Origin of the sequence: Nocardioides litoris (genome assembly GCF_006346315.1) — a bacterium.
GTDB lineage: Bacteria > Actinomycetota > Actinomycetes > Propionibacteriales > Nocardioidaceae > Nocardioides > Nocardioides litoris.
Genome location: NZ_VDMR01000008.1, coordinates 225957 through 238656, shown reverse-complemented (window position 1 = coordinate 238656; position 12700 = coordinate 225957). Strand labels below are relative to the sequence as shown.

Below are 12700 nucleotides of genomic sequence, written 5' to 3'. Positions count from 1 at the left end.
CTTGACCCCGAGCCTCGCGCGGCCCGCCGGACTGCGCGCTGTCGGCGACGCCTCGCAAGCTCGGCGCGCCGCCGCTGGCGCGGCCACCCGCCCCACAGGTCACGCGTGACCCGACCGCACCACTCCTGACGGGGATCTCCCACTCCTGGTCGGTAGTTACCCACCAGAAGTGGGAGATCGGCACCAGGAGTCAGGGGCGGCCGCGCCAGCGGCGGCGCGGGCGGAGCCCGTGCCGTTGAGCGCGCCGTCAGTCGATCGGGCGAGGCTCCGGATCAAGGACGACCGAAGGTCGCCGGCGGAGCCGGCGCGAGCGCAGCGAGCGTCCTCGACGCGGAGACCCGATCGACTACGCGCGCGGCCGCCCACACCAGCCACGAAAGACGGCCGTCAGCTCCGGGTCAGCGCGGTGAACAGCTCCTCGGCGGTGTCGCACCGGTCGATCAGGTCCCCGACGTGCGCCTTCGAGCCGCGCAGGGGGTCGATGGTGGGGACGCGCTGGAGCGACTCGCGGCCGGGCAGGTCGAGGATGACCGAGTCCCAGGAGGCAGCGGCGACGTTGGCGGCGTACTTCTCCAGGCACCGGCCACGGAAGTAGGCGCGGGTGTCGGTGGGCGGGTCGTGCATGGCGTCGTCGACGGAGGACTGCTCGAGCAGCCGCTCGATGCGTCCACCGGCGACGAGGCGCTGGTAGAGGCCCTTCTCGGGCCGGATGTCGGAGTACTGCAGGTCGATGAGGTGCAGCTTGGCGTCGTCCCAGTCGAGGCCGTCGCGCGAGCGGTACTGCTCGAGCAGCTGGAGCTTGGCCACCCAGTCGAGCTCGCGGGCGCACAGCATCGGGTCGCGCTCGAGGCGGGTGAGCACCGACTCCCAGCGGGCCAGCACGTCGACCGTCTGGGGGTCGGCGTCGGCGCCGTACCGGTCCTCGACGTACTTGCGGGCCAGGTCGAGGTACTCCATCTGCAGCTGCACGGCGGTGAGCTGGCGACCGTCGTGCAAGGTGACCAGGCGCTTGAGCGTGGGGTCGTGGGACACCCCGCGCAGGGCGGCGACCGGGCCCTCGACGCCGAGGTCGACGGAGATGAACTTCTCCTCGATCATCGCCAGCACCAGGGCGGTGGTGCCGATCTTGAGGTACGTCGAGACCTCGGCCAGGTTGGCGTCGCCGATGATGACGTGCAGGCGGCGGTACTTCTCCGGGTCGGCGTGCGGCTCGTCGCGGGTGTTGATGATGGGGCGCTTGAGCGTGGTCTCCAGACCGACCTCGACCTCGAAGAAGTCCGAGCGCTGGCTGACCTGGAAGCCGTGCTCGCGGCCGTCCTGGCCGATGCCGACGCGGCCGGCGCCGGCCACGACCTGCCGGCTGACCAGGAACGGGGTCAGGTGCCGCACGATGTCGCCGAACGAGGTCGAGCGGCGCATCAGGTAGTTCTCGTGGGCGCCGTAGGAGGCGCCCTTGTTGTCGGTGTTGTTCTTGTAGAGCAGGATCTGCGGACCGCCCGGCACCTGGGCGGCGCGCTTGGCGGCGTCGAGCATGACCTGCTCCCCCGCCTTGTCCCACCGCACGATGTCGAGCGGGGTGGTGACCTCGGGCGTGGAGTACTCCGGGTGGGCGTGGTCGACGTAGAGCCGGGCGCCGTTGGTGAGGATGATGTTGGCCAGGCCGAGGTCCTCGTCGGTCAGCTGGCTCGGGTCGGCGACGGCCCGGGACATGTCGAACCCGCGGGCGTCGCGCAGCGGCGACTCCTCCTCGAAGTCCCACCGGGCGCGACGAGCCTGTGCGGTGGCCGAGGCGTAGGCGTTGACGACCTGCGACGAGGCGACCATCGGGTTGGCCGTCGGCTGGCCGACGACGGAGATGCCGTACTCGACCTCGGTGCCCATCACCCGTCGCACGCTCATGCTCCGAGCGTACGGGGGCGCCGGGCCCCTCGGGCTACCAGGACCGCCGGTCCTCCTCGCGCAGCCGCGGCACCGTGGCGAGCTCGGGTCGGATGCCGTGCTTGTCGGCGTAGAAGGCGCGGATGCGGTCCATGTCGGCGGCGACGTCGCCGGTGAGGGTGATGGTCGGGCCCCAGCCCACGGTGCGCGAGGGTCGGTCGAGGTAGGCCAGGGTCACGGGCAGGCCGGTCTGCTGGGAGATCCGGTAGAAGCCGGACTTCCAGTACTCCGCCCGGCTGCGCGTGCCCTCGGCGGCCAGCCCCAGCAGGAACGCCTCGTCGGTGGCGGCGTCGGCCAGGAGGGCGTCGATGGTCGCCTTGGGGTCGTCGCGGTCGAGCGAGACCGCACCCGTGGCCCGCATGAACGGCCCCATCGGCCCCCTGAAGAAGGACTCCTTGACGAGGAGCCGGATCCGGACCCCGCTGTCCCACGCCAGGAGCTGGGTCAGGACCCAGTCCCAGTTGGACGTGTGCGGGGCTCCGACCAGGACGCCGCGGATCGGGACCTCCCCCGCGGTGCGCCAGCGGACGAGACGGAGCGCGGCACGCGCCAGGACACGGAGGACGGCGCGGCGCATGCGGTGAACCTACCGGCCCGGAGACGACGCGAGCGGCCCTGGTCTCCCCCCGGAACCCAGAGCCGCTCGGCGTCCAGCAGGACCGGCCGGCCTCATCCCCCCGGATCGGCGGCTCGTGCGTCCTGCGATGTGCCTAGACAACCGGACCCACCTCGGCTCCACCGCAGGGAATGCTCAGGTCTTGCTCAAGACCCGTCGCGGTGTCCGTGGGTCGGTGCGGTGCGGTCGTGTGGTCTCGAGACAGGCGCCAGGGCGCCTTCCTCGACCACCGTGGGTGCAGCCAGGGCGCCTTCCTCGTCCACCGTGGGTGCAGCCAGGGCGGCTTCCTCGACCACCGTGGGGTGCCGCCAGGTCGCCTCCCGCGACGACCGTGGGGTGCGGTCGGGCCGCCTCCCACGACGACCGTGGGGTGCGGGCAGGCCGCCTCCCTCGGCCGCCGCCGGGCGGGGCACAAGCGCCCCCACCCCTGCCCGGGCCAGCCACGGGGCGCACGGAGACGGAGGGAGACGAGGGTCCGGCGGCAGCCAGAGCCAGGCGGAGGCGGCCAGCGGACCCGGACCGACCGGAGTCGACCAGTCCTACAGGTACTGGCCGGTGTTGGCGACGGTGTCGATGGACCGACCCGGCTCCGTGCCCTGCTTGCCGGTGATGAGCGTGCGGATGAACACGATCCGCTCGCCCTTCTTGCCGGAGATGCGGGCCCAGTCGTCGGGGTTGGTGGTGTTGGGGAGGTCCTCGTTCTCCTTGAACTCGTCGACGCACGCCTGGAGCATGTGCGAGACCCGCAGGCCGCGCTGGTCGTGGTCGAGCAGGTCCTTGATCGCCATCTTCTTGGCGCGGTCGACGATGTTCTGGATCATCGCGCCGGAGTTGAAGTCCTTGAAGTACAGGACCTCCTTGTCGCCGTTGGCGTAGGTCACCTCGAGGAAGCGGTTCTCCTCGGTCTCGGTGTACATCCGCTCGACGGTCGCCTGGATCATCCCGGCCACCGTCGCCTCCGGCGAGCCGCCGAACTCGGCGAGGTCGTCGGCGTGCAGGGGCAGGGACGGCACGAGGTACTTGCTGAAGATGTCGCGCGCCGACTCGGCGTCGGGGCGCTCGATCTTGATCTTCACGTCGAGCCGGCCGGGTCGCAGGATCGCGGGGTCGATCATGTCCTCGCGGTTGGAGGCGCCGATGACCAGCACGTTCTCGAGGGTCTCGACACCGTCGATCTCGCTCAGCAGCTGGGGGACGATGGTGTTCTCGACGTCGGAGGAGACGCCGGAGCCGCGGGTGCGGAACAACGAGTCCATCTCGTCGAAGAACACGATGACCGGGGTGCCCTGCGAGGCCTTCTCACGAGCGCGCTGGAAGACGAGCCGGATGTGCCGCTCGGTCTCGCCGACGTACTTGTTGAGCAGCTCGGGGCCCTTGATGTTGAGGAAGTAGGCCCGACCCTCCTGGCCGCTCTCGGCGCCGGTCTTGGCCGCGACCTTCTTGGCCAGGCTGTTGGCGACCGCCTTGGCGATGAGGGTCTTGCCGCAGCCCGGGGGGCCGTAGAGCAGCACGCCCTTGGGCGGCTTGAGCTGGTGCTCCTTGAAGAGCTCGGGGTGCAGGTAGGGCAGCTCGACGGCGTCCTGGATCTGCTCGATCTGCCCGCCGAGGCCACCGATCGACTCGTAGGCGATGTCGGGCACCTCCTCGAGCACGAGCTCCTCGACCTCGGACTTCGGCACCCGCTCGTAGACGTAGCCGGCACGCGAGTCGAGCAGCAGCGAGTCGCCGGCGCGGAGCGTGGTCTCGCGCAGCGGCTCGGCGAGCCGCACGACCCGCTCCTCGTCGGCGTTGGCGATGACCAGGACCCGCTCGCCGTCGGCGAGCAGCTCCTTGAACATCACGACCTCGCCGACCTGCTCGTAGTCCATCGCGGCGACGACGTTGAGGGCCTCGTTGAGCATGACCTCCTGGCCGCGGCGCAGCACGTCGAGGTCGACCCCGGGGCTGACGTTGACCCGCAGCTTGCGGCCGCCGGTGAACACGTCGACGGAGTCGTCGTCGTTGCGGGCGAGGAAGGTGCCGAACCCTGCCGGCGGCTGCGCCAGCCGGTCGACCTCCTCCTTGAGCTTGGTGATCTGGTCGCGGGCCTCGCGCAACGTCTGCGCGAGGCGCTCGTTCTGCGAGGTCACCGCGGCCAGCGAGCGCTGCGTGTCGGCCAGGCGCAGCTCGAGCCCGCGCGAGGACACCGGGCCCTCCGACAGTCGGCGGCGCAGCTCGCCCACCTCGGCCTCGAGGAACCGCACCTGCGCGTGGAGCTCCTCCGCGCTGCGCCCTCTGCTGGATCCGTCACCGGTCATCGACATTCGGCCCACCTCCTGTCTTGTCGACCCTACCCACACCGTCGGGGTGGGGAAGGGCTCGCACCCAGGTGTCGATCACATTTCGGTCACTGCCCGGTCGCAGCCCGGCTGCCGCCGGGCCGCCCGCCGGTGGGTGGGCCGGGACGTCAGGACCGGTAGCGCGCGGCGAAGTTGTGCAGCAGGGTCATGGGGTGGGTCACCTCGACGGCGTCGGCCGCGTCGTGCAGCTCCTGGGCCTCGGTCGGGTCGAAGTAGCCGAACGTGGCGTAGGTGTCGATGCGGGTGTGCAGCCCGGCGAGGTCGAGCTCGGGGTGGAACTGCGTGGCGTACACGTGCTCACCGACCCGGAAGGCCTGCACCGGGCAGGCGGCTGACGTGGCGAGCACCACGGCGTGGGGAGGCGGCACGGTGAGGGCCTCCTTGTGCCCGCCGTACGCCGCGAAGTCCCGGGGGACGCCGGCCAGCAGCGGGTCGGCGGCGCCCGCGTCGGTGAGGGTCACCGAGAGCGGGCCGACCGGCTCGGGGTGGGAGCGGTCGACGGTGCCGCCCTGGTGGGAGCCGAGGGTGCCGATGCCGTAGCAGGCGCCGAGGAACGGGAAGTCGCGCGCGACGACGGCGTCGAGCACGGGCCACAGGTCGGCCTCGGCCCGGCGCTGGACCTCGGACTTGCCGACCGGGTCGTCGGACCAGGTGAACGACCCGCCCCCGAGCAGGACGCCCGACCACCGGTCGAGCCCGGTCGGCACGTCGGAGACGTCGTCGACGCCGAGGTGGCGTCGTACGACGGCCTCGGGGTCGCCGCCGAGGAACCGCGCGAACGCCGCGTGCTCCTCCTCGGCCGCGACCTGCTCGGCCCGGATCGAGAGCAGCAGGAACGGCCTCACGCCCCGCCGGCTCCCTCGTCCGGGTCGGGCGCGGCGTCGGCGGGGGCCTCGACCGGGACGCCGGGGGGTCGAGGCCCGGTGTAGTCGGGCCCGTAGGCACCGGGCGCGGGGCGGCGCTTCTTCATCGGCGCCTTCTGGCCGGGGGCCATCCGGCGGGCCGTGACCAGGAACGCGGTGTGACCGATCATCTTGTGGTCGGGCCGCACCGCCAGCCCCTCGACGTGCCAGTCGCGCACGAGCGACTCCCACGCGTGGGGCTCGGTGAAGCCGCCGTGGGCGCGCACGGTCTCGGTGAAGCGGGACAGCTGGGTGGTGGTGGCGACGTAGGCGCACACGATGCCGCCGGGGCGCAGGGCGTCGGCCGCGGCCTCGAGGCACTCCCAGGGCGCGAGCATGTCGAGGATGACCCGGTCGGCGCGCCGGCCCGAGGCGGGCAGGGCCTCGGCGAGGTCGCCGAGGGTGAGCTCCCACGACGGGTGGTCGCCGCCGAAGAACTGCGTGACGTTGCGCCGGGCGACGTCGGCGAACTCCTCCCGCCGCTCGTACGACGACACGCGGCCGTGCGGACCGACCGCCCGCAGCAGGGAGCAGGTCAGGGCCCCGGACCCGACGCCGGCCTCGACGACCTCGGCGCCGGGGAAGATGTCGCACATCGCGACGATCTGCGCGGCGTCCTTGGGGTAGACCACGGCCGCGCCCCGGGGCATGGAGACGACGAACTCCGAGAGCAGCGGGCGGAAGACGAGGTACTCCCCGCCGGTGGAGGCGGTGACCGAGAACCCCTCCTCGCGGCCGATCATCTCGTCGTGCTCGACGTGGCCGCGGTTGGAGAAGAACCGCTTGCCGGCCTCGAGCTGGATGTTGTGTCGGCGGCCCTTGGCGTCGAGCAGGCGCACCCACTCGCCGGCGCGCAGCGGGCCGCGGTGGACGCCCGACCAGGCCTCGGCGGGGACGTCGTCGTGGGTCTCTGGCACGCGCGGCAACCTACCGCCCGGCACCCCCGCGAGCCGCCTCGACGGACGCGTCGTCACGGCCTCCGGGTCCTCAGTGCTCCTCGGGAGCGCGGGCCGCGGCCGCCGCGAGCTGGGCGGACGAGCCGGCCCAGGCCAGGAGCGCCAGCAGCAGGCAGGCCGCCCACAGCGTGAGGGTGGGTGTGCGGCCCGTGGTCGCGGCCACGGCGAACGGCACCAGGACGAGCACGCCGGCCACGCCGCGACCCACCCACCCGGCCGCGAGGTAGGACCGCGGCACCGAGCCCGTCACCGCCCACGCGGCCGCCCGCACGAGCCGGCCGCCGTCGAGCGGGGCGGCGGGGAGCAGGTCGAGCAGCCCGATGACGAGGTTGGCGACCACCAGGGCCTCGAGCACGAGCGCGGCCACCCCGCCGTCGACGGCCAGCCGTCCGGCCAGGGCGAGCAGGCCGAGCGCGAGCGAGACGGCCGGCCCCGCGGCCGCGGTCACCGCCTCCTCCGCCGGGGTCGCCGAGGTGCCGTCGACGGCGGTGCGCCCGCCGGCCGCGGTCAACCGGATGGCCGGGACCGCGTGCCCGTGGCGCCGCGCCACGAGGGCGTGGGCCGACTCGTGCAGCAGCGCGGCGGCGTACACCAGGACGCCGACGGCGGCGCCGACCAGCAGCGCGGCCGCCTCCAGCCCGGGCACCAGGTCGACGGCACGCGGCGCGAAGAGCACCGCGAGGAGGGCCACGACGAGCAGGCACGACGCCGAGACCTCGACCCGGGTGGCCGCCCCGCGGCCGAGGACCAGGGTCCCGGGCGGGACGGCGTCACGGGCCATGCGCGCAGCCTATGTCGGTGGCCGCACCTACCCTGGCGCCATGAGCAGCGCGGGAGGGGGCGAGCGCACCCCGGTCGACGGGGTCGACGTGCTCTACGCGCTCTCCCCCAGCCGGGCCTCGGAGTTCACCTCGTGCCCGCTGCTCTTCCGGTTCCGGTCGGTGGACCGGCTCCCCGAGCCCCCGTCGCCGCAGGCCGTGCGGGGCACGCTGGTCCACAAGGTGCTCGAGGACCTCTTCGAGCTGGAGGCCGGCGAGCGCACGCCCGAGCGGGCCGCCGCCATGCTCGAGCCGACGTGGGCCGCACTGCAGGCCGACGAGCCCGAGGCCGCGGCCGTGCTCGACGACGAGGCGCTCGACGAGCAGGAGTGGCTCACGTCCTGCCACGAGGTCCTCGCACGCTACTTCCGCCTCGAGGACCCGCGTCGCGTCGAGCCGGCCGAGCGCGAGCTGTTCGTCGAGGCCGTCCTCGACTCCGGCCTGCTGCTGCGCGGCGTCATCGACCGGGTCGACGCCGCACCCGACGGCGCGCTGCGGCTCTCGGACTACAAGACCGGCAAGGCGCCCCGGGAGGGGTTCGAGGCCGCGGCGCTGTTCCAGCTGCGGTTCTACGCCCTGGTGCTGTGGCGCACCCGCGGCACGGTGCCGCGCAGCCTGCGGCTGCTCTACCTCGGCGGCGACGGCGAGGCCGTCACCCACGAGCCCGACGAGGACGACCTGCGGGCCACCGAGCGCAAGGTCGAGGCCATCTGGCGGGCCATCCGGTACGCCGAGCAGACCGGCGACTACCGCCCGCGCCGCTCCAGCCGGTGCTCCTGGTGCCCGCACCGGTCGCTGTGCCCGGCCTGGGGCGGCACGCCGCCGCCCCTCCCCGGGCCCCGCGACGCCTGAGCCGACGGCACCCCGGCCGGGCGTCAGCGCTGGGCGTCCGCGACGTCCTGGTCGGTGACCTCGTGGGGCCGCACCGTGCCCGCGGCGATCTCCTCGGCGAAGTGGCAGGCGACCCGGTGCCCGGGTGCGACCAGCCGCAGGGCGGGACGCTCGTCGTCGCACCGCGTCTCCTGGCGGAACGGGCAGCGGGTGTGGAACCGGCAGCCCGTCGGCGGGTCGGCGGGCGAGGGCAGGTCGCCGGCCAGCACGATCCGCTGCCGCTTGGCCTCGACCTCGGGGTCGGGCACCGGGACCGCCGACATCAGCGCCTGGGTGTAGGGGTGCCGCGGCGCGGCGTACAGGTCGTCGGAGGAGGCCTGCTCGACCACGCCGCCGAGGTACATCACCGCGACCTCGTCGGAGACGTGGCGCACGACCGCGAGGTCGTGGGCGATGACGAGGTAGGTCAGCCCGAGCCGCTCCTGGAGCTCCTCGAGCAGGTTGAGCACCTGGGCCTGGATGGACACGTCGAGCGCCGAGACCGGCTCGTCGGCGATGACGAACCGCGGCTCGAGCGCCACGGCCCGGGCGATGCCGATGCGCTGGCGCTGCCCGCCCGAGAACTCGTGCGGGTACTTCGCCGCCGCCGACCCGGGCAGCCCGACGAGGTCGAGCAGCTCGCGCACGCGGCGCTGCTTGTCGTAGGAGATGCCGTGGGCCCGCAACGGCTCGGTGAGGATCGTCTCCACGCTCTGGCGCGGGTTGAGCGAGGCCATCGGGTCCTGGAAGACCATCTGCATGTGGCGGCGCATCCGGCGCAGCGCCTCGCCGCCGAGGGCGGCCACGTCGGTGCCGTCGTACTCGACGCGGCCCTCGGTGACGGGCGTGAGCCGCAGGATGGCCTTGCCCAGGGTGGACTTGCCGCAGCCCGACTCCCCGACCAGGCCGAGCGTGCGGCCCGCGGGGATCTCGAGGTCGACGCCGTCGACGGCCTTGACGGCGCCGACCTGGCGGCCGAGCAGCAGGCCGCTGCGGATCGGGTAGTGGACCTTGAGCCCCTCCACCCGCAGCAGCGGCTGGGTGTCCCCGACGTCGTCGGTGGCCTCGGTGGACCTCGTGGAACCGGTGCTCATGCGTCCTCCTCCGTCGGCCGCCGGTACGCCGACTCGTCGGCCACCCCCGCCGCAGTGGGCCGCGCGCCGGCCGAGCCGCCCCCGGGCGTGGGTCCGTCGCTCCCGTCGAGCGGGTGGTGGCAGCGCAGCATCCGCGGGCCGTGCTCGAGCAGGGCCGGCGGGTCGGTGCGGCAGTCGTCCTGGACGTGGGCGCAGCGCGGCGCGAACGCGCACCCCTGGGTCCAGGGCAGGGTGTTGGTGGGCGAGCCGGGGATCGCCACGAGCGGCTCGCCGCGCGGGGCGTCGAGGCGCGGGATGCTGCGCAGCAGCCCACCGGTGTAGGGGTGCCGGGGCTCCCCGAACAGCACCGAGCGGGTCGTCGACTCCACGATGCGCCCGGAGTACATGACGTTGACCCGGTCGCACAGGCCGGCCACGACGCCGAGGTCGTGGGTGATCATCAGCAGGGCGGCCTCGGTCTCCGCGACGAGCTCCTTGAGCACCTCGAGCACCTGGGCCTGGATGGTCACGTCGAGGGCCGTGGTCGGCTCGTCGGCGATGAGCAGCCGCGGCTCGCAGGCGAGCGCGATGGCGATGAGGACCCGCTGGCGCATGCCGCCGGAGAGCTGGTGGGGGTACTCCTTGAGCCGGCGTCGCGGGTCGGGGATGCCGACCCGGGCCAGGAGGTCGCCCGCGCGGTCCCGCGCCTCGGACTTGCTCAGCCGCCGGTGCCGGGTGACGACCTCGGCCAGCTGGGTCCCGATGGGGACCACGGGGTTGAGGGAGGTCATCGGGTCCTGGAAGACCATCGCGATGTCATTGCCGCGCAGCTGCGACATCTCCGCGCGCGACGCCGTGAGCAGGTCGCGGCCCTCGTACGTGATCCGGCCCGAGACGTGCGCGCCACGCCGCGGCAGCAGGCCCATGATCGCGAGCGAGGTGACCGACTTGCCGCTGCCGGACTCCCCCACCAGACCGACGTGCTCGCCGGGCCGGATGTCGAAGGAGACCGAGTCGACGGCGCGGACCCGCTTCTGCCCGCGCAGGCCGAACTCGACGCTGAGGTCCTGCACCGAGAGGAGGGGCTGGTCGCCCTGGACGGGGGTTCGGTCGGCGCGGCCGTCGGTGAGGACGTCGGCGCCGTGCTGGTGGCTCGGGGGGCTCACGGGCTGGTCACCTCCGCGACCGGGGGTCGAGGGACTCGCGCAGGGCCTCGCCGAAGAGCGTGAAGCCGAGGGCGGTCACGACGATGCAGATGCCGGGCAGGATGGCCAGCCGCGGGTCGGCGTCGAAGCGGGACTGGGCGTTGACGAGCATCCGGCCCCACTCGGCGACCCGCGGGTCGTCGGGACCGAGCCCGAGGTAGGACAGCGCCGCCACCTCGAGAGTGGCGGTGGCCAGGTTGAGCGTGGCCTGGACGATCGTCGGGCCGATGGCGTTGGGCAGGATGTGGCTCATGACGATGCGGCGCTTGCGGAAGCCGAGCGCGCCGGCGGCCAGCACGTAGTCGCTCTTGCCCTGCGCGAGCATCGAGCTGCGCAGGAGCCGGGCGAAGATCGGCACCTGGGCGGCCCCGATCGCGATGATGATGGCCAGGGAGTCCTGGGTGATGATCGCCGCGATGCTGACGGCGAGCAGCAGGCTCGGGATCGAGAGCAGGATGTCGACGACCCGCATGACCGCGGTGTCGACCCACCCGCCGACGCGGCCGCCGACGGCGCCGAAGCCCCCGGCGAGCACCCCGAGCGCAGCGCCCGCGGTGAGGCCGACCAGCGTGGAGGCGACGCCGTAGACCAACGACTGCCGGGCGCCGTACAGGAGCTGGGTCCACATGTCCGACCCGCCGGTGTCGAGGCCCAGCCAGTGCTCCTGGCTGGGGCCGGGCACCGAGGACGGCGTGACCTGCCCGAAGAACTCGCCCGTGCCGGGCCGGAAGCTGGTCAGCAGCGGCGCGAAGATCGCCACCAGCACGAAGACCAGCATGATCGCGGCGCCGATGATCGCCGAGGGGTTGCGCCGCAGGCGTCGGAACGCCCCGCGCCACAGGCTGGTGCCGCGCTCGTCGGCCGGCGTCGCGACGAGGTCGAGCGCGTCGTCACCGGCGGACGGGCCGGCCGGGGTCATCGGGATGCTCATGTGCTCACCCGCACTCTCGGGTCGATGACGCCGTACAGGAGGTCGACGACGAGGTTGATGAGGGAGTACATGATCGCGATGAAGATGATGTAGCCCTGCAGCACCGGGTAGTCGCGCTGGCTGATGGCCTGGAACAGGTAGGACCCGATGCCCTGGAAGCTGAAGACGGTCTCGGTCAGCACCGCGCCGGAGAACAGCAGTCCGACCTGGAGCCCGATGGTCGTGGAGACCGGGAGCATCGCGTTGCGGAGCACGTGGCGCCGGGCGACGGTGCGGCGGCGCAGGCCCTTGCTCTCGGCGGTGCGGACGTAGTCCTCCTGCAGCACCTCGGCCACCGAGGCGCGCGTGATGCGCACGATGATGGCCAGCGGGATCGTGCCGAGCGCGATCGCGGGCAGCAGGAGGTGCAGCACGGCGTCCCACGCGGCGTCGTACTCGCGGGTGAGCAGGCCGTCGAGGACCGCGAACCCGGTGACCTGGGTGGCGTCGATGCCGGGCGTCTGCCGGAACGTCGCGGGCAGCCACCCCAGCCAGTTGGCGAACACCAGCTTGAGCAGCAGGGCCAGGAAGAACACCGGGGTCGCCACGCCGAGCAGGGAGCCGGACACCACGGCGGTGTCGGGGGCACGCCCCTGGTAGCGCGCGGCCACGTAGCCGAGCGGGATGCCGACGACGATCGCGAACAGCAGCGCCGCCAACGACAGCTCGACGGTGACCGGGAGCTTGTCGAAGAAGGTGTCGAGCACCGGCTTGCCGTCGCGGATCGAGCTCAGGAAGTCGCCGCGCAGCAGCGACCCGACGTAGCGCAGGTACTGCTCGAGGAGCGGGTCGTTGAAGCCGTACTGCTCGTTGATCGCCTCGATGCGCTCGGGCGTCGCCCGGGTGCCGAGCAGGGACCGGGCCGGACCCTCACCGGGCAGGCTGCGCACCCAGATGAACAGCAGGATCGACAGCCCGAGCAGGACGGGGACCATCAGCGCCAGTCGGCGCAGGACGAAGCGGATCACGCCGCTCCGCCCCGCGCCGACCGGGCCGGTCGTTGACCGGGGTGG

11 protein-coding genes are annotated in these 12700 nt (G+C 73.2%); 1 reads left to right on the top strand and 10 read right to left on the bottom strand.

Annotated elements, in window-relative coordinates; all coding sequences use genetic code 11:
• Nucleotides 1-387 precede the first annotated feature (387 nt).
• The 6 genes from dop to FJQ57_RS18995 form a co-directional block, all read right to left on the bottom strand.
• Nucleotides 388-1899 carry a depupylase/deamidase Dop gene (dop, locus tag FJQ57_RS19020; protein ID WP_139983369.1) on the bottom strand — a complete coding sequence of 504 codons (1512 nt, stop codon included), beginning with the start codon at nt 1897-1899 and terminating at the stop codon, nt 388-390.
• A 34-nt stretch (nt 1900-1933) separates the two neighbouring features.
• Complete coding sequence (locus FJQ57_RS19015; RefSeq protein ID WP_139983367.1) at nt 1934-2515, bottom strand: 1-acyl-sn-glycerol-3-phosphate acyltransferase; 582 nt, start codon at nt 2513-2515, stop codon at nt 1934-1936.
• A 578-nt stretch (nt 2516-3093) separates the two neighbouring features.
• On the bottom strand, nt 3094-4857 hold the full coding sequence (gene arc / locus FJQ57_RS19010; RefSeq protein WP_139983365.1) for a proteasome ATPase: 1764 nt from the start codon (nt 4855-4857) through the stop codon (nt 3094-3096).
• Between the two features lie 143 nt (nt 4858-5000).
• A complete protein-coding gene (locus tag FJQ57_RS19005) occupies nt 5001-5738 on the bottom strand; it encodes a glutamine amidotransferase (protein WP_139983363.1) in 738 nt (245 codons plus the stop codon).
• Complete coding sequence (locus tag FJQ57_RS19000; RefSeq protein ID WP_139983361.1) at nt 5735-6712, bottom strand: tRNA (adenine-N1)-methyltransferase; 978 nt, start codon at nt 6710-6712, stop codon at nt 5735-5737. Before FJQ57_RS19000 ends, FJQ57_RS19005 begins: the two co-directional genes overlap by 4 nt.
• A 70-nt stretch (nt 6713-6782) precedes the next feature.
• Entirely contained in the window at nt 6783-7532 is a 750-nt protein-coding gene (locus FJQ57_RS18995; protein WP_139983359.1) for a site-2 protease family protein, read from the bottom strand.
• Between the two features lie 40 nt (nt 7533-7572).
• Here FJQ57_RS18995 and FJQ57_RS18990 point away from each other — a divergent pair, with 40 nt between their 5' ends.
• On the top strand, nt 7573-8421 hold the full coding sequence (locus FJQ57_RS18990; protein WP_139983357.1) for a RecB family exonuclease: 849 nt from the start codon (nt 7573-7575) through the stop codon (nt 8419-8421).
• A gap of 23 nt (nt 8422-8444) precedes the next feature.
• Here the strand turns inward: FJQ57_RS18990 and FJQ57_RS18985 are convergent, their stop codons facing one another.
• The 4 genes from FJQ57_RS18985 to FJQ57_RS18970 are packed head-to-tail and all read right to left on the bottom strand — an operon-like array spanning nt 8445 to nt 12655.
• Nucleotides 8445-9533, bottom strand: coding sequence for an ABC transporter ATP-binding protein (locus tag FJQ57_RS18985; protein WP_139983355.1), 1089 nt, complete (start codon nt 9531-9533; stop codon nt 8445-8447).
• On the bottom strand, nt 9530-10678 hold the full coding sequence (locus FJQ57_RS18980) for an ABC transporter ATP-binding protein (RefSeq protein ID WP_139983353.1): 1149 nt from the start codon (nt 10676-10678) through the stop codon (nt 9530-9532). The genes FJQ57_RS18985 and FJQ57_RS18980 overlap by 4 nt, the downstream gene beginning before the upstream one ends.
• A gap of 7 nt (nt 10679-10685) precedes the next feature.
• Entirely contained in the window at nt 10686-11648 is a 963-nt protein-coding gene (locus tag FJQ57_RS18975) for an ABC transporter permease (RefSeq protein ID WP_139983352.1), read from the bottom strand.
• A complete protein-coding gene (locus FJQ57_RS18970; protein ID WP_139983350.1) occupies nt 11645-12655 on the bottom strand; it encodes an ABC transporter permease in 1011 nt (336 codons plus the stop codon). Before FJQ57_RS18970 ends, FJQ57_RS18975 begins: the two co-directional genes overlap by 4 nt.
• Nucleotides 12656-12700: the final 45 nt, after the last annotated feature.

What these genes read in the sequence shown, in the direction of transcription:
- arc (WP_139983365.1), bottom strand. Translation starts at nt 4,857, where the DNA reads ATGTCGATGACCGGTGACGGATCCAGCAGAGGGCGCAGCGCGGAGGAG.
- FJQ57_RS18990 (WP_139983357.1), top strand. Translation starts at nt 7,573, where the DNA reads ATGAGCAGCGCGGGAGGGGGCGAGCGCACCCCGGTCGACGGGGTCGAC.
- FJQ57_RS18985 (WP_139983355.1), bottom strand. Translation starts at nt 9,533, where the DNA reads ATGAGCACCGGTTCCACGAGGTCCACCGAGGCCACCGACGACGTCGGG.
- FJQ57_RS18975 (WP_139983352.1), bottom strand. Translation starts at nt 11,648, where the DNA reads ATGAGCATCCCGATGACCCCGGCCGGCCCGTCCGCCGGTGACGACGCG.
- dop (WP_139983369.1), bottom strand. Translation starts at nt 1,899, where the DNA reads ATGAGCGTGCGACGGGTGATGGGCACCGAGGTCGAGTACGGCATCTCC.
- FJQ57_RS18995 (WP_139983359.1), bottom strand. Translation starts at nt 7,532, where the DNA reads ATGGCCCGTGACGCCGTCCCGCCCGGGACCCTGGTCCTCGGCCGCGGG.
- FJQ57_RS19015 (WP_139983367.1), bottom strand. Translation starts at nt 2,515, where the DNA reads ATGCGCCGCGCCGTCCTCCGTGTCCTGGCGCGTGCCGCGCTCCGTCTC.